Source organism: Asanoa iriomotensis (assembly GCF_016862515.1).
Classification (GTDB): Bacteria; Actinomycetota; Actinomycetes; order Mycobacteriales; family Micromonosporaceae; genus Asanoa; species Asanoa iriomotensis.
Window position 1 is genome coordinate 1 of record NZ_BONC01000047.1, and the last position, 26,274, is coordinate 26,274.

At 70.5% G+C, this 26,274-nt stretch carries 22 protein-coding genes; 4 read left to right on the forward strand and 18 right to left on the reverse strand.

The genetic code is table 11. The features are described 5' to 3' along the window. Positions 1-196: 196 nt before the first annotated feature. The 7 genes from Air01nite_RS27665 to Air01nite_RS27695 form a co-directional block, all read right to left on the reverse strand. Positions 197-901 (reverse strand): gamma-glutamyl-gamma-aminobutyrate hydrolase family protein, encoded by a 705-nt coding sequence (locus tag Air01nite_RS27665; protein ID WP_203706250.1) that lies wholly within the window; start codon positions 899-901, stop codon positions 197-199. A gap of 63 nt (positions 902-964) precedes the next feature. Then, positions 965-1,729: a 3-oxoacyl-ACP reductase gene (locus tag Air01nite_RS27670; protein WP_203706251.1), complete on the reverse strand. Its 765-nt coding sequence runs from the start codon at positions 1,727-1,729 to the stop codon at positions 965-967. 8 nt (positions 1,730-1,737) lie between these two features. After that, on the reverse strand, positions 1,738-3,090 hold the full coding sequence (locus Air01nite_RS27675; protein ID WP_203706252.1) for an aldehyde dehydrogenase family protein: 1,353 nt from the start codon (positions 3,088-3,090) through the stop codon (positions 1,738-1,740). A 13-nt stretch (positions 3,091-3,103) separates the two neighbouring features. Beyond that, the gene (locus Air01nite_RS27680; protein ID WP_203706253.1) at positions 3,104-4,471 is read right to left on the reverse strand and encodes a glutamine synthetase family protein; all 1,368 of its coding nucleotides are present in this window, start codon (positions 4,469-4,471) and stop codon (positions 3,104-3,106) included. Between the two features lie 50 nt (positions 4,472-4,521). Further along, positions 4,522-5,427, reverse strand: a complete 906-nt coding sequence (locus Air01nite_RS27685) for a FadR/GntR family transcriptional regulator (RefSeq protein ID WP_203706254.1) — start codon at positions 5,425-5,427, stop codon at positions 4,522-4,524. Positions 5,428-5,510: 83 nt separating this feature from the next. Then, entirely contained in the window at positions 5,511-7,085 is a 1,575-nt protein-coding gene (locus Air01nite_RS27690) for an amino acid permease (RefSeq protein WP_203706255.1), read from the reverse strand. A 21-nt stretch (positions 7,086-7,106) separates the two neighbouring features. Next, on the reverse strand, positions 7,107-8,057 hold the full coding sequence (locus Air01nite_RS27695; RefSeq protein WP_203706256.1) for a choline/ethanolamine kinase family protein: 951 nt from the start codon (positions 8,055-8,057) through the stop codon (positions 7,107-7,109). Between the two features lie 133 nt (positions 8,058-8,190). On the opposite strand from Air01nite_RS27695, the gene Air01nite_RS27700 reads away from it, so the two are divergent. Then, the gene (locus Air01nite_RS27700) at positions 8,191-10,599 is read left to right on the forward strand and encodes a GcvT family protein (protein WP_203706257.1); all 2,409 of its coding nucleotides are present in this window, start codon (positions 8,191-8,193) and stop codon (positions 10,597-10,599) included. 116 nt (positions 10,600-10,715) lie between these two features. On the opposite strand, the gene Air01nite_RS27705 is transcribed toward Air01nite_RS27700, so the two are convergent. The 5 genes from Air01nite_RS27705 to Air01nite_RS27725 all read right to left on the reverse strand — a co-directional run bounded on the left by Air01nite_RS27705 (position 10,716) and on the right by Air01nite_RS27725 (position 16,828). Beyond that, the gene (locus tag Air01nite_RS27705) at positions 10,716-12,116 is read right to left on the reverse strand and encodes an MFS transporter (RefSeq protein WP_203706258.1); all 1,401 of its coding nucleotides are present in this window, start codon (positions 12,114-12,116) and stop codon (positions 10,716-10,718) included. A 198-nt stretch (positions 12,117-12,314) separates the two neighbouring features. Next, entirely contained in the window at positions 12,315-14,453 is a 2,139-nt protein-coding gene (locus Air01nite_RS27710; protein ID WP_203706259.1) for a putative bifunctional diguanylate cyclase/phosphodiesterase, read from the reverse strand. A 2-nt stretch (positions 14,454-14,455) separates the two neighbouring features. Further along, positions 14,456-15,304, reverse strand: a complete 849-nt coding sequence (locus Air01nite_RS27715; RefSeq protein WP_373310479.1) for an SAM-dependent methyltransferase — start codon at positions 15,302-15,304, stop codon at positions 14,456-14,458. Positions 15,305-15,363: 59 nt separating this feature from the next. Continuing rightward, positions 15,364-15,885, reverse strand: a complete 522-nt coding sequence (locus Air01nite_RS27720) for a hypothetical protein (RefSeq protein ID WP_203706261.1) — start codon at positions 15,883-15,885, stop codon at positions 15,364-15,366. A gap of 103 nt (positions 15,886-15,988) precedes the next feature. Continuing rightward, a complete protein-coding gene (locus Air01nite_RS27725) occupies positions 15,989-16,828 on the reverse strand; it encodes a GNAT family N-acetyltransferase (RefSeq protein ID WP_203706262.1) in 840 nt (279 codons plus the stop codon). Between the two features lie 155 nt (positions 16,829-16,983). On the opposite strand from Air01nite_RS27725, the gene Air01nite_RS27730 reads away from it, so the two are divergent. Further along, positions 16,984-17,607: a PadR family transcriptional regulator gene (locus Air01nite_RS27730; RefSeq protein WP_203706263.1), complete on the forward strand. Its 624-nt coding sequence runs from the start codon at positions 16,984-16,986 to the stop codon at positions 17,605-17,607. Between the two features lie 143 nt (positions 17,608-17,750). Here Air01nite_RS27730 and ispG read toward each other — a convergent pair whose 3' ends face one another. The 6 genes from ispG to Air01nite_RS27760 all read right to left on the reverse strand — a co-directional run bounded on the left by ispG (position 17,751) and on the right by Air01nite_RS27760 (position 24,875). After that, positions 17,751-18,923 carry a flavodoxin-dependent (E)-4-hydroxy-3-methylbut-2-enyl-diphosphate synthase gene (gene ispG / locus Air01nite_RS27735; protein ID WP_203706264.1) on the reverse strand — a complete coding sequence of 391 codons (1,173 nt, stop codon included), beginning with the start codon at positions 18,921-18,923 and terminating at the stop codon, positions 17,751-17,753. Between the two features lie 34 nt (positions 18,924-18,957). Beyond that, the gene (locus Air01nite_RS27740; protein ID WP_203706265.1) at positions 18,958-20,199 is read right to left on the reverse strand and encodes a M50 family metallopeptidase; all 1,242 of its coding nucleotides are present in this window, start codon (positions 20,197-20,199) and stop codon (positions 18,958-18,960) included. Next, entirely contained in the window at positions 20,199-21,410 is a 1,212-nt protein-coding gene (gene dxr, locus Air01nite_RS27745; protein ID WP_203706304.1) for a 1-deoxy-D-xylulose-5-phosphate reductoisomerase, read from the reverse strand. The genes Air01nite_RS27740 and dxr overlap by 1 nt, the downstream gene beginning before the upstream one ends. Before the next feature lie 41 nt (positions 21,411-21,451). Beyond that, the gene (locus Air01nite_RS27750) at positions 21,452-21,952 is read right to left on the reverse strand and encodes a YcxB family protein (protein ID WP_203706266.1); all 501 of its coding nucleotides are present in this window, start codon (positions 21,950-21,952) and stop codon (positions 21,452-21,454) included. An 82-nt stretch (positions 21,953-22,034) separates the two neighbouring features. Beyond that, complete coding sequence (locus tag Air01nite_RS27755) at positions 22,035-22,577, reverse strand: GNAT family N-acetyltransferase (protein ID WP_203706267.1); 543 nt, start codon at positions 22,575-22,577, stop codon at positions 22,035-22,037. A gap of 126 nt (positions 22,578-22,703) precedes the next feature. Next, complete coding sequence (locus Air01nite_RS27760; protein WP_203706268.1) at positions 22,704-24,875, reverse strand: MMPL family transporter; 2,172 nt, start codon at positions 24,873-24,875, stop codon at positions 22,704-22,706. Positions 24,876-24,975: 100 nt separating this feature from the next. On the opposite strand from Air01nite_RS27760, the gene Air01nite_RS27765 reads away from it, so the two are divergent. Continuing rightward, the gene (locus Air01nite_RS27765; RefSeq protein WP_203706269.1) at positions 24,976-25,689 is read left to right on the forward strand and encodes a TetR/AcrR family transcriptional regulator; all 714 of its coding nucleotides are present in this window, start codon (positions 24,976-24,978) and stop codon (positions 25,687-25,689) included. Positions 25,690-25,775: 86 nt separating this feature from the next. Then, the gene (locus Air01nite_RS27770) at positions 25,776-26,264 is read left to right on the forward strand and encodes a GyrI-like domain-containing protein (protein WP_203706270.1); all 489 of its coding nucleotides are present in this window, start codon (positions 25,776-25,778) and stop codon (positions 26,262-26,264) included. Positions 26,265-26,274: the final 10 nt, after the last annotated feature.

Consider the following 26,274-nt stretch of genomic DNA (forward strand, 5'->3'; position numbering starts at 1 on the left):
GCCCCTCTTAGGAGCCGGGTTTGTGGGTGGGCCAGGCAGGACCGACCCACACCGTCGCCAAGGGTCGACCTTGTCGGTGAGACCAGGCCAGGAACCCGACCAGGGAGCTGGCGTCCGCCGCCGGAACCCCGTTGGGTCGGGGCCGGCTATTCGGCCGGGACTGGTGTGAATGCTGGGGTGGTCTTTGGCGGGTGGGTCAAGTGCGGGCCGCGTCGACCAGGGACTCGAAGATGCGGCGTTCGCCGGCCTCTTCGGGGTGCCACTGGACGCCCAGCACGAACCGCTTCGCCGGGTCCTCGACCGCTTCGATCACGCCGTCGTCGGCCCAGGCCGTCACAGCCAGCGTGCCTGGGTCCGCTACGCCCTGGTGGTGGTAGGTGTTGACCTCCACCCGGCCGTCGCCCTCAGGGCCGTCGCCGGCCACGTCGGCGGCCAGTGAGCCCGGCTCCAGCGTGATGCCGTGCCAGCCGTAAACGCCGGGCCCGGGGCGGTGCTTGTCCGAGCCCACCACGTCCGGCAGGTGCTGGTGCAGCCGGCCGCCGCAGGTCACCGCGAGCAGCTGCATGCCACGGCAGATGCCGAGCACCGGCAGATCGCTGCGCAGCGCCGCCTTGAGCAGCAGGGACTCGCTCCGGTCGCGGTCCGGGCGGCTTTCGGTCAGCGGGCCCGGCTCCTCGCCGTACAGGTCGGGACCAAGGTCCGCGCCCCCGGCAATGATCAATGCATCGAGGGCGCGGAGGACATCGGCATCGGTGTCGTCAGGGGGCAATATCACCGCCCGCGCGCCGGCGGCGGTCACCGCGTCGACGTAGGACTTTCTGATCAAGGCCGCGTCCTGGTCGATCCAGACGCCCCAGGAAGCGGGTTCTACATAGGACGTAATTCCGACGATGGGTCGCACGTTGGTTGGGAACCTCCTCCCCGCCTAACTTTGCTACCCGACGCCCGGATCGACAAACAATCACTACAGGGGTGTGACGTATGCCCCTGTAATTCCGCCGTCGACGACAAATTGCGCCGCCGTCATGAACGACGCGTCGTCGCTGGCCAGGAAGGCCACCGCGGCCGCGATCTCCTCAGGTTTGCCGAACCGGCCCATCGGCACGTGCACCAGGCGCCGCGCGGCCCGCTCCGGGTCCTTCGCGAACAGGTCGAGCAGCAACGGTGTCGCGATCGGGCCCGGGCACAGCGCGTTGACCCGGATGCCCTCCCGCGCGAACTGGACGCCCAGCTCACGGGTCATCGCCAGGACTCCGCCCTTGCTGGCCGTATAGGCGATTTGCGAGGTTGCCGCGCCCATCAGCGCCACAAAGGACGCCGTGTTGACGATCGCGCCCTTGCCCTGGCGCCGCATGTGCGGGATCGCGTGCTTGCAGCACAGGTAGACGCTGGTGGTATTGACCCGGATGACCCGCTCCCAGGCGTCGAGTCCGGTTTCCAGGATGGAATCGTCGTCCGGCGGCGAGATTCCGGCGTTGTTGAACGCGATATCGACGCTTCCATACCTTTGAGCGACGCCGTCGAACAGCTCGCGTACGCCGCCCTCGTCGGTCACGTCACATAGGACGAACTCGCCGCCCACCTCGTCGGCCGCCTTCTTGCCGGCGTCCTCCGCGACGTCCACACAGACCACCTTGGCGCCCTCGGCGGCGAACCGGCGGGCGGTGGCCAGGCCGATGCCGCTGCCGGCACCGGTGATCACGGCCACCCGGTCTTGGAGCCTGTTCATCGGGTCTCTCAATCTGTGGCGAGGAAGACGTTCTTGACGTCGGTGAACGAGAGCAACGCGTCGGGACCCAGCTCCCGGCCCAACCCGGACTGCTTCATGCCGCCGAACGGGGTCCAGTAGCGGACCGACGAGTTGGAGTTGACCGACAGGTTGCCGGTCTCCACGGCGCGGGCGACCCGGATCGCCCGGCCGGCGTCGCGGGTCCAGATCGAGCCGGACAGCCCGTACTCGGTGTCGTTGGCCAACCGGATCGCGTCGGCCTCGTCGTCGAACGGCAGCACCGAGACGACCGGTCCGAAGATCTCCTCGCGCCAATGCCGATCCGCGGTGGAGCGGGCGAGCAGGACCGTCGGCGCGTACCAGAATCCGGGTCCTTCCGGCGCCGTGCCCGTGAACGCCACGTCGGCACCGGACACATAGGACCCCACCGAATCCCGCTGAGCGGCGGTGATCAGCGGACCCATCTCGGCGGTCTCCAGCGCCGGGTCCTGCACCCGGAAAGCCTTCACCGCGGGTTCCAGAAGCTCCAGGAAGCGGTCGTACGCGCTGCGCTGCACCAGGATCCGCGACCGCGCGCAGCAGTCCTGGCCGGCGTTGTCGAACACCGCGGACGGCGCGCTCGCGGCCGCCTTGGGCAGGTCGGCGTCGGCGAACACGATGTTGGCGCTCTTGCCGCCCAGCTCCAGCGTCACCCGCTTGACCTGGTCGGCACAGCCGCGCATGATCCCTTGCCCGACCTCGGTCGAGCCGGTGAAACACACCTTGCGCACCGCCGGGTGGGTGACGAACCGTTCACCGACCAGGGAACCGCGCCCGGGTACGACCGTCAGCACTCCCTCCGGCAGCCCCGCCTCCAGCGCCAGCTCGGCGAGCCGCAACGCGGTCAGCGGCGTCACCTCGGCCGGCTTGAGCACCACGGTGTTGCCGGCGGCGAGCGCGGGCGCGAAGCCCCAGCCGGCGATCGGCATCGGGAAGTTCCAGGGCACGATCACGCCGACCACGCCGAGCGGCTCGTGGAACGTCACGTCGAGCCCGCCGGCGACCGGGATCTGCCGGCCCATCAAGCGTTCCGGCGCGCCCGCGTAGTAGTCGAGCACGTCGCGGACGTTGCCGGCCTCCCAGCGCGCGTTGCCGATCGTGTGCCCGGAGTTGCGCACCTCGAGCTCGGCCAGCTCCTCGATGTGCGCGTCGACCGTGGCGGCGAACCGGCGCAGCAGCCGGGCCCGGTCGCCGGGCGCGACCGCCCGCCACCGCGGGAACGCCGCGGACGCGCGCTCGATGGCCGCGTCGGTGTCGTACAGGCTGCTCGCCGGCACGGTCTCGATCGGCAGCCCGGTAGCCGGGTTGACCAGCTCGGTCACGGTTGTGCTCCCCTTACAGGCGTTCGAAGCCGCGGAACAGTTCCCAGTCGGTCACGGCCGCGTCGAAGGCGGCCAGCTCGACCCGGGCCCGGTTGGCGTAGTGGTCGACGACGTCGTCGCCGAACGCGAACCGGGCGACCTTGGAGCCTTCCCACAGGTCGGCCGCCTCACGCAGCGTGGCCGGCACCCGGGGTGAGGACTCGTCGCCGTACGCGTTGCCGGTGAACTCGGCCTCCAGCGGCAGCTCCTGCTCGATGCCGTAGATGGTGCCGGCGACCAGCGCGGCGATCGCGAGGTACGGGTTGACGTCGGCGCCCGGCACCCGGTTCTCCACCCGCATGCCCTGGCCGTGCCCGACCAGCCGCAGCGCGCAGGTGCGGTTGTCGCTGCCCCAGCGCAGCGCGGTCGGTGCGAACGAGCCCGGCTGGTAGCGCTTGTAGGAGTTGATGTTCGGGGCGAACAGCACGCTGAACTCGCGCATCGTCGCCAGCATGCCGGCGAGCGCGTGCTGGCCCGTCTTGGACAGGTGGGCCGGCCCGCCGCCCAGCATCGCCGAGCGGTCGTCCGGCCCGCGCAGCGAGAAGTGGATGTGGCACGAGTTGCCCTCACGCTGGTTGGGCTTGGCCATGAAGGTGATCGACATGCCCTCCTGGGCGGCGATCTCCTTGGCGCCGTTCTTGTAGATCACGTGGTGGTCGGCGCAGGTCAGCGCGTCGGCGTAGCGGAAGGCGATCTCGTGCTGGCCGAGGTTGCACTCCCCCTTGGCGCTCTCGGGCACGAGCCCGGCGCCGGCCATCTCGTTGCGGATGCGGCGCAGCAGCGGCTCGACCCGGGCGGTGCCGAGCAGCGAGTAGTCGACGTTGTAGAGGTTGGCCGGGTTCAGGTCGCGGTAGCCGCGCTGCCAGGCGTCCTCGTAGGAGTCGCGGTAGAGGACGAACTCGAGCTCGGTGCCCGCGTACGCGGTCAGCTCGTGGCCGGCCAGCCGGTCGAGCTGCCGGCGCAGGATCTGCCGCGGGCTGGCGGCGACGTCGCCGGAGCCGTCGAGCCAGGCCAGGTCGGCCAGCAGCAGCGCGGTGCCGGGCTGCCACGGGACCCGGCGCAGCGTGGTCAGGTCGGGCACCATCGCGAAGTCGCCGTAGCCGCGCTCCCAGCTCGACATGGCGTAGCCGTCGACCGTGTTCATGTCGACGTCGACCGCGAGCAGGTAGTTGCATCCCTCGGCGCCGCCCTCGGTGACCTCGTCGAGGAAGAACCGGCCGTGCAGCCGCTTGCCCTGGAGGCGGCCCTCCATATCGGTCAGCGCGAGCGCGACGGTGTCGATCTCACCGCCGTCGACGGCCACCGCGAGCTCCTCGATCGTGAGCGCCGGTTCTCGGGTCATCCTCGCGCCTCCATCAGAAAAGGTCTACTCGCAAACCATTAAGACGTCAATCATCCGAGCAAGCCGCGCAGCAGCTCGGCGGTCGCGTCGCAGTGCTCCTCCATCGTCGCCCGCGCGGCGGCCGCGTCACCGGCAAGAATCGCGTCGACGACGCGGGTGTGTTGCCGGTCGGAATGGTCCAGGTTCCGCTTGATCACCGGGATGCTGGCGAGCAGCCGGTCGAGGGTGAGCTGCACGTCGGCGACCGCGGCCGCCAGCGACGGGCTGCCACCGGCGGCGGCGATGGCCAGGTGCAGCCGGGAGTCGGCGACCCGCCGGGTGGCCGGGTCGCGGTCGCGGGACGCGGTCAGGCACGCCACGAGCTGCTGACGGTCGACGGCGGCGAGGGTACGGGTGGCCGCCAGCCCGGCCGCCCCCGGCTCCAGCACCCGCCGGAAGTCCAGCGCGTCGTGCAGCGTGTCGCCCATCTGCCGGGCGAGCTCGGCGGCGGTGCCCCTCGGCACTGCCTTGCGTCCCTTGTCGACCTCGGTGGCCACCGGCGAGACCACGAAGGTGCCACCGGTGCGCCCGCGCCGCGACTCGAGGATGCCGGCCTCGCGCAGCGCCCGGATCGCCTCCCGCAGCGTGACCCGGCTGACCTGCAGCCGCTCGGCCAGCTCCCGCTCGGCCGGCAGGCGGTCGCCTTCGACCACCAGGCCCAGCCGGATCGCCTGAGCGAGCCGGGAAACGGTGATCTCGAAAGCGTTGCCACCGCGCACCGGCCGCCACAGCGGGACCCCGGCGACCCCACCCTGCGGGTCGGCCGGCTTGTCGTCGCCCTCCGCCCGGCGCTGCCGCGGCTTCGCGGCCACCGCGGATCCGCCACGCGCCGCAACGGCACGCCTGGGCTCGGCGGCCGGCGGGGCGGCGGCGGCGCGCGGTCGCGGGACGCGCTTGCCGGCGGCGTCGGTGGGCATCGTGCGTACCCCCAAGAAGGGATGTGGCCGCTCCCCCGCGGCCGGCGCGGCGCCGGTCGCGGGGGAGCCAAAGGCCGCAGCCGTCAGGACGCCGTCACGTCGCTGGCGGTGGCGTCCGTTTCGTCGATCGTACGGCGCGGGCCGGTGAACCAATGGCGCGCCGAGAGCATCCACCACAGCCAGACCGCGAGGAGCACGCCACCGACGGCCAGCGGCGCGTAGTTGACCGCGCTCCAGGTGAAGTCGTCGCTGAACGGGACCGCCGCGGGGGTGAACGGCATGATGAAGTAGATCGAGATCACCGCGATCTCGATGACCGCGATCCAGCCGAGCACCTTGTACTTGCGCCCGAGCGTCCACGGGCCCGGCTTGAACCGGTCGCCCATCCGCAGGCGCAGCGCGATCGGGATCAGGAAGGCCAGGTACAGGCCGATGACCGCGACCGAGACGACCGCGTAGAACGCGACCGGGATGCCGTTGTACTGGTAGAGCGCGGGCAGCGTGAGCACGCCGCCGGCGACGGTGCCGGCGATGATCGCGTACACCGGGGTGCCGTTGCGGTCGACCTTCGACCAGAGCCGCCAGCCCGGGATCGCGCGGTCACGGCTGAACGCGTACGTCATCCGGGACATCGAGGTCACGCAGCTCATGCCGCAGAAGAACTGGCCGATCGTACTGATGATGATGACGATCTTGAAGAACACCGGGGTGAGCGCCGTCTCGAAGATGGCGCCCGAGAAGCCGCCGGCGGAGTTGATCGCATCGACGTCCGTGGCCGCGAACAGGAAGGCCAGCAGCAGGATCCAGCCGCCGATCGCGGAGTAGAAGATGGACTGCCAGAGGCCGCGGGCCGCCGCGTGCGAGGCGCCGCGGGTCTCTTCCGACACGTGCGCGCAGGCGTCGAAGCCGGTGATCGTGTACTGGGTGAGCAGGAACCCGAGCGGCAGGATGAAGAACCAGAACATCAGTCCGTTGTGGTCACCGTTGCCGAAGCCAGAATTGTTGAAGCGTTCCGTGAACACGAACTGGAAGCTCTGGTGGTTGTCCGGCACGATGATCAGGATCAGCACGACCGCGGCCGCGCCGGCGACGTGCCACCAGACCGAGACGTTCTGGAGCACGTCGATGATGGCGTGGCCCCAGATGTTGATGATGCCGTGCAGGGCCAGGATGATCACGAACAGCAGGAACGCCTGGTTGAGCGTGCCGGCCCAGCCGTCGAAGAGCGCCGACAGCGTGAGGTTGAGGAACGTCGCACACCCGTAGTCGACCGACGCGGTCACCGCGACCAGGCCGACGAGGTTGAGCCAGCCGGTGAACCAGCCGTGCACCGGCTTGCCCATCTTGGCGGCCCACCAGTAGATGCCGCCGGCGGTCGGGTACGCGGAGACGAGCTCGGACATGCAGAACCCGATGATCAGGATGAAGATCGAGATGAGCGGCCAGCCCCAGGAGATGGCGATCGGGCCGCCGTTGTTCCAGGCCTGGCCGAACGTGGTGAAGCAGCCGGCCAGGATCGAGATGATGGAGAACGAGATGGCGAAGTTGGAGAACCCGCTCCACTTGCGCCGGAGTTCCTGCTTGTAACCGAGTTCCGCGAGCCGCTGGGCATCGTCGTCCAGTGGCTGCTCACCCGTGGTGGGCGACGTGGTCGTCACTGCAACACCTCCCTGAGGTGGTCATAACGGGGTTGCGGTGCGGCCCGCGGCGGCGTCGATCAGGCGACCCAGCTCGGGTGCGTCGAGATCGCGGGTCGCGCGGGCCCATTTGTCGGCCGCTTCGCGCCAGTAGTCGAAGGTCGACCCGGGCGCGCGGAGCAGGCCGTGGTGCACGGAGAACCAGAGGGTCCAGGTGATGTTGGACAGGATCAGGTGCAGGCGCACCCGCGCGACGAGCGCGGGCCCGGTCTCGGTGCCGAAGTACGCGGTCGCGAGGGCCGCCGTGCGATCGGGGTCGAAGTCGGCCTCGGCCGCTATGTCACCCAGCTCGAAGGCCGGGTCGTTGTTGCCGGACAGCTGGTAGTCGACGATGCGTACGTCGCCGGCCAGGTCGATGAAGTTCTCCGCCAGCAGGTCGTTGTGGCACGGCCTCGTCGTTTGTGGACGATGTTGCAGCGCGGTGGCGATCGCGTCCACGGTGGACTCGCGCTCGTGGTATCCGTCCGGCACCCGCAGGCCGTGCCGGGCGCAGATGTCGAGCAGCTCGCGCCGTTTCGTCAGGATGTCGAAGTCGTTGCCGAACCTCGGGCCCGCGTGCAGCCTGCGGCACGCGGCGGCGATCCGGTCGACGGCGGCGGGGTTCCGCACGTCGTCGGCGTGCAGGGTCCGTCCCGGCAGGAACTCCAGGATCAGCGCCGGCACGTCCGGCAGCACCTCGATCACCCGGGCGCCGGCGCCGCTTTCCGCCGCCGCGATGGTGTTGGCGATCTCCTGCTCCGGCGGGATGCCGAGGCCCGCCGCCGAGACCGCCGGGTCGAGCACCCGCAGCAGGTAGCTGCGCCCGCCGGCGTCGACCCGCCAAATATGGTGGGAAAGTCCGCCGGCGATCGGGCTGGTCCGCGCCGGCCGGCCCGCGAACAACGAGACGCGTCGCAGCACCTCGTCCGCGTCCGGCCGTTCCGCCATCCGCATGCCCGCCTCCGCAAGCTCATCCCTAGGCGGGAGTGTTGACCTGCGTGATCACCGGGGTCAATACTCACGAGGGTAAAAGTTCACTGACTGGTCGGCCGATTTGGTCAGACCTTTGGAGTGGTAGAAGTCCCCTGTGCGGACCGATGCGCGCGTAGTGATCATCGGCGGCGGGGTAGCCGGCTGCAGCATCGCCTACCACCTCGCCCGCCTGGGCTGGACCGATGTGCTGCTCGTCGAGCAGCACGACTTGACCGAGGGCACGACCTGGCACTCCGCGGGTTTCGTCGGCCAACTGCGGTCGACGATCAGCCAGACCCGCATGATCATGTACTCGTCGGGTCTCTATGCCGAGCTCGCCGCCCAGACCGGCCTCGATCCCGGCTGGCGAGGCGTCGGCGGTATTCGGCTGGCGACCACGCCCGCGCGGGAGGAAGAGCTGCTGCGGCAGGCGTCGGCGGCGACGACGTACGGGCTGGAGATGGAGTTGCTCTCCCCCGCCGCGCTGATCAACCGGCTCCCGATGCTCGACGTCTCGGACGTGCGGTCGGCGGGTTGGCTGCCGGGCGACGGATATCTGCGGCCCGAGTCGTTGGCCGGTGCGCTCGCGGCGGGCGCCCGTTCGTTGGGTGTCTCGATCGCGACCGGGGTCGAGGTGACCGGCATCGAGGTCGACGGCGGCCGGGTGCGGGCGGTCGTGACGTCCCACGGCCGCGTGGCGACCGAGATCGTGGTCGACGCGGCGGGCGCGGCCGCCGGCCATGTCGCGGCGCTGGCCGGGGTCGCGGTGCCGGTCGTGCCGATCAAGCACCAGTACGTGGTGAGCTCACCGCTCGCCGTCGACGACGTGCCGTCGCTGCCGACGGTGCGGGACCCGGACCACATCGTCTACTTCCGCGGTGCGGACGATCCCGGTGGTGGCCTGCTGATCGGCGGCTACATCCGGACTCCGTCGGTGTGCTGGCCCGCCGAGGGTCCGCCGCTGGCGTCGCCGCGTGCGCTGTTCCCGCCTGAGCTGGACCTGTTCGCCGAGTCGTGGGCGGCAGGGCAGCACCGGGTGCCCGAGTTGCGCACGGCGTCGATCGCCCGGGTGGTCAACGGCACGGAGGCGTTCACCCCGGACGGCGAGTTCCTGCTCGGCGAGACCGCGGTGGCCGGCTTCTGGGTGGCAGCCGGCTTCTGCGTGCACGGCCTGGCGGCCGCCGGCGGGGTCGGCAAGGTGATGGCCGAGTGGATCGTCGACGGCCAGCCTGAGTACGACGTGTCGCACATGGACATCCGCCGCTTCGGCGCGCACGCGTCCAGTCGGTCCTGGGCGACGGCGAAGGCCTTGGACGCGTACTCCCGCTACTACGACGTGGTCTACCCACACACCGAGTGGACGGCGGGCCGGCCGCTGCGCCGCTCGGCGATCTGGCCGCGGACGGCCGACGCGGCGCTGGGCGAGAAGGCGGGCTGGGAGCGGGTCAACTGGTTCCCGCCGTGGCCCGCGGACCCGGCGGCGGTCCGGCCCGGCGGCTGGGCCGGCCGCACCTGGTCACCCGCGATCGCAGCCGAGTGCCAGGCCACCGCGAACGCGGCGGGCCTGTTCGACCAGTCGTCGTTCGCGAAGCTGGACGTCCGCGGCCCGGGCGCGGCGCAGTTCCTGCAATGGATGTGCGCGAACGACGTCGACCGGCCGGTCCTCGGCGTGGCCTACACCCAACTGCTGAACGCCCGCGCGGGCATCGAGGCCGACCTCACGGTGACCCGCCTGGCGGCCGACCATTTCCGCGTCGTCACGAGCACCGCGTCGGGTGTCCGCGACGCCGCGTGGCTGCGCCGGCACGCCCCCGACGACGTCCGGATCGACGACGTGACGGGTGCGTACGGCTGCCTGTGCCTGTGGGGCCCGGCCGCCCGCGAGATCGTGGCGCCGCTGGTCGACGGAGATCTGGACACCCGCTTCATGCGGGCGAGCCGGGTCACCCTGGGCGCGGTGCCGGTCCTGGCGCAGCGGGTGACGTTCGTGGGCGAGTTCGGCTGGGAGCTCTACGCCAGCACGGAGTACCTGCTGACCCTGTGGGACCTGCTGGTCGAGGCCGGCGGACCGCACGGGTTGCGGCCGGCCGGCTACCGCGCGATCGAGTCGATGCGGTTGGAGAAGGGCTACCGGGTGTGGGGCTCGGACATCACCCCGGAGACGACACCGCACGAGGCCGGGCTGTCGTTCGCGGTGCGCGGGGACAAGGATTTCCTGGGCAGCGAGGCACTCCGGTCGGCGACCGTGACGCGGCGCCTGCGCTGCCTGGTGCTGGACGACCCGACGCAGGTGTGCCTTGGCACGGAGCCGGTTCGCATAGCCGGCGAACCGGTGGGCCGGGTGACGTCGGGCGGCTACGGCCACCGGGTCGAGGCCTCGATCGCCTATGCCTATCTGCCTTCTACTGTGGACGACGGCGAGCGGGTGGAGGTGGGCATGTTCGGCAAGTGGCAGCCGGCCACGGTGACCCGGGAGCCCTTGTACGACCCGGAGAACCATCGCATCCGCGGTTTGTGCGCCTGAGCCCGCTTCCTCTCGGTTTGGCTGGCTCGCAGCGCCGCGACCGCATCACGTGGCACTGCCGGCGCAGCGAACGGAGCCACCGCAGCCGCACCATCCGGCGCGGCCCGTAGGGCGCGTCAACCCGGCCGGGACGGTGCCTCGCTCGGGTCGTCCCGGTCCCGCCGTTCCGACACCGCGACCGCACTGTCCGCCACCGCGGCCGCCGCCACCGCGGGCGTTTCTCCTGGACCAGCCAGGGCCGCCTCCGCGCGGGCAGCCGGGACATCCCCGCTGCCGGGCGGCGGCGTCTCCTCCGCGTCCGGGATTGGCTCGCCGGCTAGTCGGCGCAGGGGTGACAGCCAGGCCACCAGCACCCCGATGCTGGTCATCGCCGCGGAGGCGATGATGGCCGCCCGCGGCGACGTCGCGTCGGAGACCAGGCCGCCCATCAACGCCCCGGCCGGCCACCCCAGGCCGAACGACAGCATCCGGCCCGCGGTGTTGACCCGGCTCTGCAAGCGGTCGGGTGTCACCCGCTGCCGCAGCGTGATCGCGTTGAGGATGACCACCGAATAGACCACGGCCCAGAGCGCGAGCAGCGCCGCCGCCGCCACCCAACTCGTGGACAACCCGCAGGCCAACCCGAACAGCGCCGACAACGGCAGGAACCACAGCGTCACCCGGGGCTCACCGATCCGGCGCGCCAAGCGCGGGAAGGCGATCGCCGCCACGATCCCGCCCGCGCCCCACACTCCATAGAGGACGCCCAGCCGCACGTCGTTGGTCGGCCGCACACCCAGCGTCTGGTCGAGCCACGGCACGAACTGCCCCATGAAGGCGCCGCCGGTCATCGACTGCAGGCAGCCGACGATCGTCTGCGTGCGGACGATCGGCTGGCGGCTCAGGAACACCACACCCTCGCGGATGTCGCGGAGCAGGCTGACCCGCGGGCCGGCGGCGCCGACCTGCAGCGGTGTGGTGATCGCCCGGACCAGCAGCGCGGAGACCATGAACGACAGCGCGTCGACCAGCAGCAGCGGCGCCGGCGCGCTCAGCGTGAGCAGCACCCCGGCCGCGCCCGGCACGATCAGCTCCAGCACCGTGCTGCCGCCGTGCACCGCGGAGTTGGCCGCCGCGATGCGGCCACGGCCCACCAGCGCAGGCAGGGCACCGAAGTTGGCCGCGTCGAAGAAGACGAAGAAGAGGTGGGTCAGGAACGCGGCGACCAGCACGTGCGGCGCGGTCAGCCCGCCGAGGAAGTAGGCCACCGGGACCGAGCCGAGCACCAGCGCGTTGACCACGTCGGCCGTGACCATCACCAGCCGCCGGTCGAGCCGGTCGGCCAACGCGCCCGCGAACAGCCCGAAGCACAGGTAGGGCACGCCCTCGGCGACCACGACCAGCGCCGTCCAGAGGCTGGACCCGGTCACGGAGTAGATGAGCACCGGCAGCGCGACGTAGGTGACCAGCGAACCCGTGACGGACACCATGCGAGCCAGCCAGTAGCGGCGGAAGTCGGTGTCGGCGAGGAGAGTCACCGGCACATCATGCCGGGAGGCACCGACAAATACGTTGCCGCGTCGATCGCGCGTACCCCATCATTGTTTTCAGGTCAAGAGGGGCCCCGAAGACTCCGCGCACTCGGCAAGCGCGATCGCACCGGCGCGATTAACCTCTCTCATCGCTCCGGCGCGAGGCGGCGGGCGGGCGCGCGATCACACGCGCGCCTGCCCGCGTCAGCCCGTCGCCCGCAGCAACTCGGTGATCGCCGAGGGCGCTGCCGGCGTGCCGAAATGCCGACCCTGCCCGCTGTCACACCCCAGCGCCGTCAACCGTTCCACCTGCTCCGGCGTCTCCACCGACTCGGCGGTGACGGACAGGCCGAGGGCGTGCGCCAGCCGCACCAGCGCGTCGACGATCCGCTCGGCGACGACAGCGGCCGGATCGTGCGAACGCATGCCGTCGACGAACGGCCCGGCCAGTTTCAGCGTGTGGATGGGCAACTGCCGGAGGTACGCCAGGTTCGAATAGCCGGTGCCGAAATCGTCGATCGCCAGGCGTACGCCCGTGTTGGCCAACTTCCGCAGCGCCCGCACCGGCTCGCCACCGGTGGCCATCACCGCGCTCTCGGTCAGCTCGAGCTGGAGCAGGTCGGGCGGCAACCCGCTGGCCTCCAACGCGCCGGCCACCTGGTCGACGATCTCCGGATCGCTGACCTGGCGCGCCGACAGGTTGACGCTGACCGTCATCCGGGCCTGCGGGAACTCCGTGTGCCACTTGCCGGCCTCGACGCACGCGCGCTCCAGCACCCACTGGCCCAGCCGCACGATCAGCCCGGTCTCCTCGGCCAGCCCGATGAACTGGTCGGGCGCGAGCAGCCCGAGCGTCGGATGCTGCCAGCGGACCAGCGCTTCCACGGCCCGGACCTCGCCGGTGCCGAACGAGACGATCGGCTGGTATTCCACGACGAACTCGTCGCGGCCGAGCGCGGAGGGCAACGCCGTCGCCAGCGCCGTGCTGGTCGCCTCGCGGGCCGCCCGGTCCGGGTCGTAGCGGGCCCACCGGCCGCGTCCGCCCTCGGCCTTGGCCCAGTAGAGGGTGGTGTCGGCCGCCTTCATCAGGTCGGTGGCGGTGCCCTCGGAGACGAGTCTGTCCACAATGCCCACGCTGGCGGAGACGGCGAGCTGATGGGCTCCGATGTAGACAGGATCGGCGACCGCCCGCAGCGCCGACTCGGCCACCTCGACCGCGGTGCCGTCCTCGTCGACGTCGGCGACCAGGATGACGAACTCGTCGCCGCCCATGCGCGCGACCATGCTGCCGGTGTCGGCGACCGCCTCGGCGAGCCGGCGGGCGACGACGATGAGCAGCTTGTCGCCGACGTCGTGACCAAGGGTGTCGTTGATGGCCTTGAAACCATCGAGGTCGAGGAAACAGACACCGACCCGCCGGTCGGGTGCCGCGTCGCGGAGCACGGCTTCGAGGCGCTCGAAGAACAGCGTGCGGTTGGGCAGCCCGGTCAGCGGGTCGTGCAGGGCCTGGAAACGCAAGCGCTGCTGCAGCGCGTACCGCTCGGTGATGTCCTGGACCATCGCCACCGTGAAGCGGGGTCGCCCGTCGTCGTGGCGGATCAGGCTGACCGCGAGATCGGTCCAGAGCTCGCTGCCGTCCTTGCGGAAATAGCGCTTCTCCAGGCGTACGCGGTCGCGCCTGCCTTCGATCAGCTCCTTGTAGAGCTGCCACATGCCGGGGTCGTCCTCGGCGTAGAACAGGTCGGCGACGTTGATGGCGAGCATCTCGTCGCGCGTGTAGCCGAGCATCGCGGTGAACGACTGGTTGACGTCGATGATGTGGCCCGACAGGTCGGCGATGCCGATGCCGATGGCCGCGCCGCTGAAGACCGCGCGGAAGCGGGCCTCGCTGTCGCGCAGCGCCTGTTCGGCCTCGTTGCGCGCCTCCCACGCCGAGCGGCTGATCCGCTCCTGCTGTGCGAACGTGCGGTCGCGCAGGGCCGTCGCGAAGGTCTCGGCCAGCGCGGCCTGCGACTCGCTGATCCGCGCGGCCAGGTCGGGCCGGTCGAGGCCGGGCACGACGTCGTCGACGAGGTGATCGGCCAGTGCCCGCAGCGACCAGTTGAGCGTGCCGGGGTCGGTGAGGTTGGCGTCGACCAGCGCGCGGCCGACCTCGCGGGCCGGCTCGGCGCTGAACTCGTCGGCACGCAACGCCTCCGCGAGGCGCACCACGTGTCGGGTGAGCAGGGTTTCGACCTCGTCCGACGACATGGGTACGAACGCCCGCCGCGCGATGGCACGCGTCCATCGCGCGGCGTAGCGCTGCGCTCCCGAGGTGCTGATCTCCGCGGCGGAGAGTGCCATTGCTAGCCCGCGACCGGCTTTCGGCCGACTCCGCCGAAGGCGCCGAACCGTTCGGGGTGGTCGTCGACGTCGTCGGGCGAGTCGGGCCGCCACAGTGGCATGTGGACGACGCCGGGCTCGAGCAGCTCGAACTCGCCGAAGAACCCGGTGACTTGGGCCTTGGAGCGCAGCGTGATCTCGGTCGCCGTGCGGGCCGAGAGCTTCTGCGCGTCGAGCATCTCCTGCGGCTGATCCTCGTATGTGGAGTGTGAGATGACCAGGTAGCTGCCGGGTGCCACCGCGTCGCGCAGCACGGCCATCAGGCGGTCGGGGTCGTCGTCATCGGGTACGAAGTGGACGACGCCGGCGAGCAGCACCCCCACCGGTTTGGCGAAGTCGATGAGACCGGTCTCCCGCGCCTCGGCGACGATGTGCTCGGGGTCGCGGACGTCGGCCTGGATGACGGCCGTGCGCGTGTTGCCCTCCAAAATGGAGCGACTGTGCGCGACCGCGACGGGGTCGATGTCGACGTAGACGATCCGGGCCTCGGGGTTGATGCCCTGTGCCACCTCGTGGACGTTGCCGACCGTGGGGATGCCCGAACCGATGTCGAGATATTGGTCGACGCCGAGGCGGGTCAACTCCGCCACCGCGCGCCGCAGGAACGACCGGCCCGCGCGCATCGTGTCGGCGAGGTTCGGTGTCATCGCCGCGATCTGTTCGGCGAGCTGTCGGTCGATCTCGAAGTTGTGTGCACCGCCCAGGAAGTAGTCGTAGACCCGGGCGGCGCTGGGCCGGCTGAGATCGACCTCCGTCGGTAGCGCCCTCGACTGTTCCATCGTCCGCCTTCGTTCGATGTCGCTGGGGCTCATGGTCGCGCCCGAGCATACTTCTTCCACGTGGCGGTGCGGGGCGACCCGCGTCGTACCACCTATTTTGCTCCCTCGCCGCCGGCCATCGCGGGCTCCTTGGCGGGGCCGGATGTGGCGGCCGACGACGGGAGTTGCTCGAAGAGCATGCCGGCCTGGTGTGCGAGCGCGCCGACCACCGCGGGCACGACGGGCATGATCCAGTCGGCCACGATGCCGTGGTGCGGCAGGTTCATGATGAGGACGGCCGCGGCCGCACCACCGAACCCGTGCACGAGACCGCGCCAGGCGGCCCGCCCGGTCTGCGCGACGGCGGCGATGCGCGCGGCGCGCCCGGTGAGGTTGGGGAAGCTGGTGATGGCCCGCGCGTCCCGGCGGCCGAAGTTGACGCCTGTGACGCCGGCGGTGACCGACGTGCCGCCGACGACGGCGGGCAGGAGGTCCTGTGCCATCAGGTAGAGCACGAGGAACGTGGCGACGCCGATCGCGACGGCGATGCCGGCCCGCTTCCACTCGCGCTTGTCGCCGGGGTACCAGTAGTACTTGGTGATGCCCTCGGCGACCTTCTTCTCGATCCTGCCCACCGGGGCCCCCTGACGCTTAGTGTTTCTTCCGTCACTTAGCGTAGGTTATTGGCGGAATCCGGCATTCGCGCATTAGCTGACGAATCCCATACTTTGGGAGTCTTTAGAACAGCACCGTGGCGAACTCGCCGACAGGGCGGAAGCCGCAGCGGTCGTACGCGCGGCGGGCCGGCTCGTTGTAGTCGTTGACGTAGAGGCTGACCGTCGGCGCCACCCGGCGCAGCGCGTCGCGCATCACGGCGGCCAGGGCGGGGGCGGCGAGTCCCTTGCCGCGCCAGCTCGGCGCGACCCACACGCCCTGGATCTGCGCGGTGTGCTTGGTGACGACCGCCAGCTCCGCCTTGAAGATCACTTCGCCGTCGACCATCCGGGCGTACGCGCGGCGGGCCCGGACCAGATCGGCGACGCGCCGCCGGTAGCCGACGCCGCCGTCGTCGAGCAGGGGCGAGACGCCGACCTCCTCGGTGTACATCGCGACCGCGGCCGGGAAGAGATCGTCGGTCTCCTCGGTGCGGACGACCCGGACGGCCTCGTCGAAGGCCACGTCGGGCACCGCGTCGGCCATCAGCAGCGGCTGGTGCGGGCGGACCTCGCGGGCCGGACCCCAGTGAGCGGAGAGCCGGTCCCAGAGACCGAGGACGGCGTCGGCGCGACCGACGATCGACGAACAGGTGCGGTCCTCGGCGGCGAGGCGTTCGGCGAAGGCGGCGACGGCGGACGGCCCGGCGTGCACGGGTGTCAGGTGGCCGCCGAGCCAGCAGAGGGCCTCGACGTGGCGGCGCGAACCGTAGCCGAAGACCCGTCCGTCGGCGCGCCACCAGGCGAGCCCGCGGGCGGCGACGCGCTCGGCCACCTGGGCGGCGCCGTAGGGGTCGGTGTCCAGAAGGCGCTCGACGGCACCGCGCTCGGTCTCACCGAGCTGCCGGACGGGCACCATCAACACGCCCTCAAGCGTGCCAGATCAGGGTGCGGACGGCTTCCCCCGGTTTTCCGGGGTCTTTCGCGATCTCTTGCCTACGTGACGCAGGTCACTGCGTGTTGTCGCCGATGCATTGCCGATATATCGTCAACGTATCGACAACAGATCGGAGAAGAGTCATGAGGTTCCAACGAGAGAACTTTCATCGCGGCGGCCATCACCATGGCCATGAGGCACGGGCCCGGGGCCACGGCTTCCCCGGAGGCGACTTCGGCGGGTTTGGCTGGGGCGGCTTCGGCGGGGGGTTCCCCGGTGGCGGTCCCGGCGGCCCACGCGGCCGAGGCCGGGGCGGACGCCGGGCAAACGTCCGCGCGGCCCTGCTAGCGCTGCTCACCGAGCGACCGATGCACGGCTACGAGATGATCCAGGAACTCGAGCAGCGCACGGGCGGCATGTGGCGTCCGAGCCCGGGCTCGGTCTACCCCACCCTCCAACTGCTGGAGGACGAGGGCCTGATCGTCAGCACGAGCGAGGGCGGCCGGAAGAGCTTCGCCCTGACGGAGGCCGGCCAGGCCGAGGCGACCGAGGCTGCCGCGCAGGCGCCGTGGAGCGCATTCGAGGCCGCCGGCACCGTGAACAGCTGGCACGACATCCGCGAGGCGGCGATGGGGACCATGAACGCCCTGCGCCAGGTGCTTCGCAACGGCACGGACGACCAGCGCACCCGCGCGGCGGAGGTACTCGACGAGGCGCGGCGCAAGCTGTACGCGATCCTCGCCGAAGAGCCCGGCACGACCCGGTGACCCAAAGGCTGAGGGCTCCACGAACCAATTCGGTTCGTGGAGCCCTTCCGCTGTGCCGGCCCTGCTAGAACCTCACGGTTCGCGGGGCCTTTCCGCTCTGCCGGCGCGGACCTCGCCGATCTGGCTGTTGCTGGTCGCCCGTCTTAGTGGACCGTGACCGTCGGGCCGACCGCCAACTCGCGTAGCTCCTCGGGCAGGTCGGCGCCCATCTCCTCGGCCAGGCGGACCGCCTCGCCGATCAGGGTCTCGACGATCTGGGCCTCCGGCACGGTCTTGATGACCTGGCCCTTGACGAAGATCTGGCCCTTGCCGTTGCCGGACGCGACGCCGAGGTCGGCCTCGCGCGCCTCGCCCGGGCCGTTGACGACGCAGCCCATGACGGCCACCCGCAGCGGCACCGGCAGGCCCTCGAGCCCGGCGGTGACCTCCTCGGCCAGCTTGTAGACGTCGACCTGGGCGCGCCCGCAGGACGGGCAGGAGACGATCTCCAGGCCGCGCTCACGCAGGCCCAGCGACTCGAGGATCTGCTGGCCGACCTTGACCTCTTCGACGGGCGGCGCGGACAGCGACACCCGGATGGTGTCGCCGATGCCCTCGGCGAGCAGGGCACCGAACGCGACCGCCGACTTGATCGTGCCCTGGAACGCCGGGCCGGCCTCGGTGACGCCCAGGTGCAGCGGGTAGTCACACTGCTCGGCGAGCTGCCGGTAGGCGCGGATCATCACGACCGGGTCGTTGTGCTTCACCGAGATCTTGATGTCGCGGAAGCCGTGCTCCTCGAACAGCGAGCACTCCCACAGGGCCGACTCGACCAGGGCCTCCGCCGTCGCCTTGCCGTACTTCTGGAGCAACCGCTTGTCGAGCGAACCGGCGTTGACGCCGATCCGGATCGGCACGCCGGCGTCCGACGCGGCGGCGGCGATCTCCTTGACCTTGTCGTCGAACTGGCGGATGTTGCCCGGGTTGACCCGGACGGCCGCGCAACCGGCGTCGATCGCCGCGAACACATAGCGCGGCTGGAAGTGGATGTCGGCGATGACCGGGATCTGCGACTTCTTGGCGATCGCGGGCAGGGCCTCGACGTCGTCCTGCGACGGCACGGCCACCCGGACGATCTGGCACCCCGACGCCGTGAGCTCGGCGATCTGCTGCAGCGTCGCGTTGATGTCGGCGGTCAGCGTGGTGGTCATCGACTGGACCGACACCGGCGCACCACCACCGACCGGCACCGAGCCGACGTGGATCTGGCGGCTCTGCCGCCGCGGTGCCAGCGGCGGGGGAGGAACGGCCGGCATACCGAGACTGATCGCGGTCACGGGAACACTCACCTCGGAACGGGTTGTGCGGCTGTTAGAAGAGCGTGATGGGGTTGATGATGTCAGCAGTGATCGTCAGCAGCGTAAAAGCCCCACCGATCAGGATAACCGCGTACGTAACGGGCATCAGTTTGAAGTAGTCGACGTGCCCTGGATCGGGTCGCCCGAGCCGCGCGGCGAACCACGACCGGATCCGCTCGAACCAGGCGATCGCGATGTGCCCACCGTCAAGGGGTAGCAGCGGCAACAGGTTGAACACGCCAATGAAGAAGTTCAACGAGACGAACAACAGGACAACGACTTCCCACGCGCTGTGCTCGACCGCCTCGCCACCGAGCCGGCTGGCACCGACGACGCTGATCGGCGTGTCGGCGTCACGGGGCGCGCCGGTGATGGCGTCCCAGAGCGCCGGGACCTTCTGCGGGATTCGCTGGAGCGCCTGCACCGTGTTGACCGCGAGGTCGCCGGTGTAACTGGCGGTCGCGGGGAACGCCTCGATCGGGTTGTGCTTGAGCATCACCGGCACGCCGGGCGGCGGGACCGGGCCGGCGACGCCGAGGGCGCTCACCGCGGCCACCGGGCCGTCGGGCTCGCCGACCGGGGGGCGCTGCACGGTCGCGAGATTGACGTTGAGCTGCTGCGGGCTGTTGTCACGCTCGTAGTTGATCGTCGCCTGCGAGCCCGGCGGGAGCTTGCGGATCTCGTTGACGAGGTCGGTGTAGGTCGCCACCGGCACACCGTTGACCGCGGTGATCTTGTCGTCGTCGCGTAGGCCCGCCTGCTTGGCCGGGCCGGCCGGGTCACCGGGGATGCAGTCGCGGTTGTCTGCGGTCGCGCCGACGATCACGCAGTCGGTGACCTTGACGTAGGCGGGCTGCGGGCCGGCGAGCGCGGGGTTCGGCAGGCCCATGAAGATGGCCGCGAACCAGAGCGCGACGACCGCCAGCAGGAAGTGGGTGATCGAACCGGCGCTCATCACGACGGTGCGCTTCCAGAGCGGGAACCGCCACATGGCCCGCGGCTCGTCGGCCGGGTCGACGTCGTCGTCCTGCGGCGTCATGCCGACGATCTTGCAGAAGCCGCCCAGGGGGATGGCCTTGACGCCGTATTCGGTCTCGCCGCGCTTGAACGACCACAGGGTCGGGCCGAAGCCGACGAAGTATTTGGTGACCTTCATGCCGAAGCGCTTGGCCGTGAGCATGTGCCCGGCTTCGTGCAGGCTGACCGATATCAGAATCACAAGGGCGAAGCCCACTACCCCGGCCAGATACAGCATCAGGCTCCCCTCACCGCTGACCCGATCAGTTCCCGCGCCTGCCCCCGGGCCCAGGTCTCCGCGGCGAGCACGTCATCGACGTTACCTGGTTCGCCGAAATCGGGCGCCGCGGCCAGAACCTGCTCCACGGTGTCCACTATGCCGAGGAACGGCAAGCGCCCTTGGGTGAACGCCGCCACACACTCTTCGTTGGCGGCGTTGTAGATCGCCGGCCGGCACCGCCCGGCCTGGCCGGCCGCCTTGGCCAGCGCGACCGCCGGGAACGCGGCGTCGTCGAGCGGCTCGAACGTCCAGGTGTGTGCGGTGGTCCAGTCGACCGGCGACGCCGCGTCGGCCACCCGGTCGGGCCAGCCGAGGCCGAGCGAGATCGGTAGCCGCATGTCGGGCGGGCTCGCCTGGGCGATCGTCGACCCGTCGAAGAACTCCACCATGGAGTGGATCACTGACTGTGGGTGCACGACGACGTCGATCCGGTCGTACGCGATGTCGAAGAGCTCATGCGCCTCGATCACCTCGAGCCCCTTGTTGACCATGGTGGCCGAGTTGATCGTGACCACCGGGCCCATGGTCCAGGTGGGGTGGGCCAGCGCTTCGTCGGGCGTGACCGCCGCCAGCTCGTCGCGCCGCCGCCCGCGGAACGGGCCCCCGCTGGCGGTGACCACCAGTTTGCGCACCTCGCGCTCGGCGCCGGAGCGCAGGCACTGGGCAAGCGCGGAGTGCTCGGAGTCGACCGGGACGAGCTGGCCGGGGCGCGTCACGGCCGCCTTGACCAGGCTCCCGCCGGCGATCAGGGACTCTTTGTTGGCGAGGGCGAGGGTGCGGCCGGCGCGCAGGGCGGCCAGCGTCGGTGCGAGGCCGAGCGAGCCCACCACGCCGTTGAGCACCAGGTCGGCCGGCCATTCCGCCAGCTCGGCCATGGCGCTGGGGCCGGCCAGGATCTTGGGAATGCGGAAGTCGCCGGTCGCGTAGCCCTTCTTGGCCGCCTCGGCGTAGAAGGCGAGCTGTAGGTCCTGCGCCGCGGACGCTTTCGCCACGCCCACCGCCTCGACACCCAGCTCCAGCGCCTGCGCGGCGAGCAGCGCGACGTTGCCACCACCGGCGCCGAGCGCCACGACCCGGAACCGGTCGGGGTTGCGGCGCACGATGTCGACCGCCTGGGTGCCGATCGACCCGGTGCTGCCGAGCAGGACGATCTCCCGCGGCGCGGTCATGCCGGGTCTGCGGTGTGCTTGGGTCACTGGGCCATTCTCCCCTATCGGGGGTCGGGGTCCGAAGTTGTCCACAGGCGGGTCCGGTTCTCCAGGAGATCTTCCAGGTCGGCGCGCTCGGCGGGCGAGAGCCCGTCGATCGGAATCGGGAAGTACTGGTTCCTGCTCACCCAGAGCAGCAGCAGGTCGTCGGTGAGCGCCGTGCGCTCGATGGCCGGCCAGCGCAGCTTCGACTCGCCGTGCTCGGCGCGCGTGAGGATCCCGTCCTCGTCGATCTCGTACTCGATGGTCATCGCGGCGTATTTGCGCTGCTGCCGGCGCACGGACGCGACCACGCCGGTCGGGTAGGCGAGGCAGAACAGGCCGAGCGCGATGATCGCCAGGTCGAGCACCGGGTCGCCCGGCAGAATGGCCAGGCTGACCACGCCGAGAGCGACGACCACGGACCCCACGGCGTAGAAGCAGCGGAACAACCACCGCGAAACGTACCGGACTGCCGCAATCGGCCGCCGCCGATCGGGGGCGGCAACGATGACGATGCGCATCGAAGCAGGGTAGAGCCGGTGCGGGCGGCGCTGTCGCCCGGTGGCATCAGTTCACTGGCGCGGACGTACGGCGCGCCCGCTTTCAGCTCTGCGGTGCGACGAGGCGGTAGGTGTCGAGCTCGATGCCGCCGTACCAGTCGCGCCGCTTGCCGATCGGCTCCATGCCCAGCCTGGTGGCGACCGCGACCGAAGGCGTGTTGCCCTCCCGGATAACCGCGTAGATCTCCCCCAGACCGGCGGCGAACACCCGCTCGATCGCGGCGCGCGCGGCCTCGGTCGCGTAGCCGTGACCCCAGGAGTCCGGGTGCAGGTGCCACCCGACCTCGATGTTCTTGGTCGGCTGCTGGTCGACACCCGGCAGCGGCACGACGAGCACCGACCCGGCCGTCTGGCCCGTATCCCGCACGTCGACCGCCCAGATGCCGTGCAGCCCGTCCGCGGAGGCGCGACCGCGCCACCGCTGAATCGCGCCAAGCGCCTCGTCGGCGGACTCGATGACCCGCGGCTGAGCGCCCAGCCACCGTGCGACCTCCCAGCGCGACAACATGTCGTAGACCCGCGCGACGTCGGCGTCGCTCTCGGTCCACTGCCGAACAACCAGGCGATCCGTCTCGAAGACCGTCATGTCCACGGATGCTAGGGAACATCGGGTGCCCTTCCGCGCAAGGCGAGGGCACGGTCAAGGGCCAACAAGAGGGTGACCCCGTGCAGGCGCAGGCGGTCGCGCTCGTGGCGGCTCGCAGATCAGGAGTCACCCGCTGCTGCTGGCCAGAGACTCCTCCTTGGCCGGCGCCGCAGGATGAGGATCCAGCTCGCGGATGCCGAACCGGCGGTAGACCGCGCCCAGCGGACCCGGAGCCCACCAGTTCCAGCGGCCCAGTAGTCGCATCGTCGCCGGCACCAGCAGCAACCGGACCAGGGTCGCGTCGACGATGATGGCCACGATCATGCCGACGCCGATCAGCTTGATGAAGGCGATCCCGCCGCTCGCGAAGCCGGCCACCACCACGGTCAGCAGCAGCGCGGCCGCAGTGATGATCCGGCCCGTGAATTGGAGGCCCGAGGCCACCGACGCCGTGTTGTCGCCCGTGCGATCCCATTCTTCGCGGACCCGGGACAGCAGGAACACCTCGTAGTCGGTGGCGAGTCCGAACAGGACGGCCAGCATCAGGATCGGGTTGCTCGGCTCGATGAAGCCCGTCGGCGTGAAGCCCAGGAAGTCGGACAGGTGCCCGTCCTGGAAGACCCAGACGACCACGCCGAACGAGGCGCCGATCGACACCAGGTTCATCAGGACGGCCTTGATCGGCAGGACGATCGAACCGAACGCCAGGAAGAGCAGGAGCAGCGTCGCCGAGGCCATGATGAGCGCCATCCAGGGCAGATGGGCTATCAGGCTGTCGACCAGGTCGATGTCGGCCGCCGTGCGGCCGCCGACCAGGACGTCGACGCCGGGAGTCGCCGGTAGGTCGCGGATCGCGTGCACCACTCCCTGCGCCGCGTCACCGCTCGGCTCCCCCTGGTAGGTGACGGTGACCAGCGACGACGTGCCCTGGGAGGCGGTCACCTGCGCGCCGGTCACGTCGGGCAGCCTGGTGATGGTCGACGCCAGCGCTTGGGCCTCGGCCTGACCGCCGCCCGAGACCAGCACCTCGATCGGCCCGACGGTGCCGCCCGCGAAGTCGGAGCTGATCGCGTCGGAGACCACGCGCGGCTCGGCACCCGGTGGCAACACCCGCTCGTCGAACCCGCCGAAGCTGATCCGCAGCACCGGCGACGCGAGCACGGCGAGGATGACGATCACGCCGGCCGCGTACACAATGGGTCGGCGCATCACGCTCCTCGCGATCCGCGCCCAAGCGCCGTCGCCGCTCGCGCGCTCCCGGCCGCGCCGCCACGGCAACGGCACGCGTAGCGAGTTGATCCGGTGGCCGAGCACCGCGAGCAGGGCGGGCAGCGCGGTGAGGGCGGCCAGCATCGCCACCAGCACGGCCGCGAGACCACCGAAGCCCATCGAACGCAGGAACGCCTGCGGGAAGATCAGCAGGCTCGCCAGCGCGAGCGCGATCGTCAAACCCGAGACCAGCACCGTGCGGCCCGCGGTGGCCATCGTGCGCGCGATCGCCGCGGGCGTCTCATGCCCACCCGCCAGCTCCTCGCGGAACCGGCTCACGATGAACAGCGCATAGTCGACCGCCATGCCGAGCCCGATCAACGTGATGATGTTGATCGCGAAGACCGACACGTCGGTGACCATGTTGAGCAGCCGCACCACGACCAGCGACCCGAGGATGGCGATGCCGCCGATCATCAAAGGGGTCGCGGCCGCCGCCAGTCCGCCGAAGATCAGGATCAGGAGGACGAGCAGGACCGGCAGCGAGAACGTCTCGGCGCGTGCCAGGTCGGCGCTGGTCTGCTCGTTGGCCTCGTGGAGGAACGGGATCGTGCCGCCGGTCTGCGTGGTGACGCCAGGCGCGGTCAACGCCGGCTCGATCTCCTCGAACGCCGCGGTCTTGGCATCCGGTTCCGTCGCCTTGAGCTGGACCATCGCGTAGGTCGCGTGGCGGTCGGTCGAGACCAGCGCCGGCGACTGGGTGTCGTAGAAGCTGGTCACGCTCGCGACCTCGGGCAACGCGCGGATCTTGGCCAGCGTCGCCGTCACCGGATCGCGGAAGCCGGGGTCGTCGACGGCCGCCGATTCGGCCGAGTAGAGCACCAGCACATCGATATCGCGGTTGCCCAACTCGGCCATGGTGCGCTCACGGAACTGGGACGACTCGGCCTTGGGATCGTCGAACCCGCCGCCGGTCAACGCGCCGAACACCCCGGTGCCCCAGGCCGCGCCGACCACGACCAGCGCCGCCGCGGCAGCCAGCACCAGCCAGCGGAACCGGACCACGGCCCGCCCCCACCACGCGAACATGGATCCCCCCAGTGATCTGTGCAAAACTACAAACAGCGTTAGGAGAATGAACGCCGTTAACTATTGCAACGGCGTTCTCGACAGTCAAGGGGGTTCGCGATTGAGCGCGCCGACACGGCGTGAACGTCTGCGCACCTCGACGCTCAGCGAGATCAAGGACGAGGCCCGGCGGCTGCTGGTCATCGGTGGTCCGGACGCGATCTCCCTGCGCGCGATCGCCCGCGAGATGGGCATGACCGCACCCGCCATCTACCGTTATTTCGAGAGTCTCGACGCGTTGGTCGAGGCCCTCGCCGGTGACCTGTACATCGAGATGTCCGAAATCGTGGCGGCCGCCAAACACGGTGCGGGCGACGACCCGGTGGCCCAGATCAAGGCGATGGCCAGGGCATTCCGCGACTGGTCCGTGGCACACCCGGCCGAGTTCGCCCTCATCCTCGGCAGCCCGCAGCCGGGCATCGTCGCGTTCCAGGAAAGCTGCGACGAGGCGGATCATCCGGGCGTCGAGTTCGGCCGCCCGTTCATGGAGACGATCAACGCGCTCTGGCTCCGCGAGCGCTACCCCACCCCGCCGCGGTCGCTGATGGAGGAGCGCCTCGCCGCCCACCTGGAGCCCCTGCGCGCCAGCCATGGCGAAGAGGTGCCGATCGAGGTCGCGTGGGCATTCCTCAGTGGCTGGTCACGGCTCTACGGGCTGGTGTCCATGGAGGTCTTCCACCACCTGCGGTGGGCGGTGTCCGACCCGGGCGCGCTCTTCGAGATGGAGTTGCACGCCTACGTCGACCAGTTCACGGGCCACAGCGACAAATCCTGAGCCTCCACGCGTACGCACGACCGGTTTCTGTCGTAGCCCGCGCCCATAATGGTCCGGTCGATGCAGCCACGAGGGAAGGACCGGCCGTGACCAGCGAGCCCAGCGTGACCGACCGTCCGGCGCAGGACTACGTCGCCATCAAGCGCACGGTGACGATGAGTTCCATCGCCGACATCGCCGACCGCTTCCCCGACGTGTTCGCTTTCCTAGCCGAGCGCGGCGTCGCCCCGGCCGGCGCGCCGTTCCTCAAATACAACGTCATCGACATGGAGGGCGAGCTGGAGATCGAGGCGGGCGTCCCGGTCAGGATGCCGGTCGGCGGCAGCGGCGAGATCTTCCCAGCCGTCCTGCCCGCGGGCCGCTACCTCACGGTCACCCACGTCGGGCACCCCGACGGCCTGCTCGACGTGACCGGCAACTTCCTCGGCTGGGCACACGAGCGCGACCTGGAGTTCGACCACCACGACTCCCCCTCGGGCGACGTGTGGCACTGCCGCCTGGAGATCTACCACTCCAACCCGGCCGAGGTCGCCATCGACAAATGGGAGACGGAGCTAGCCTTCCTACTCCGCTGAAACCGGCGCG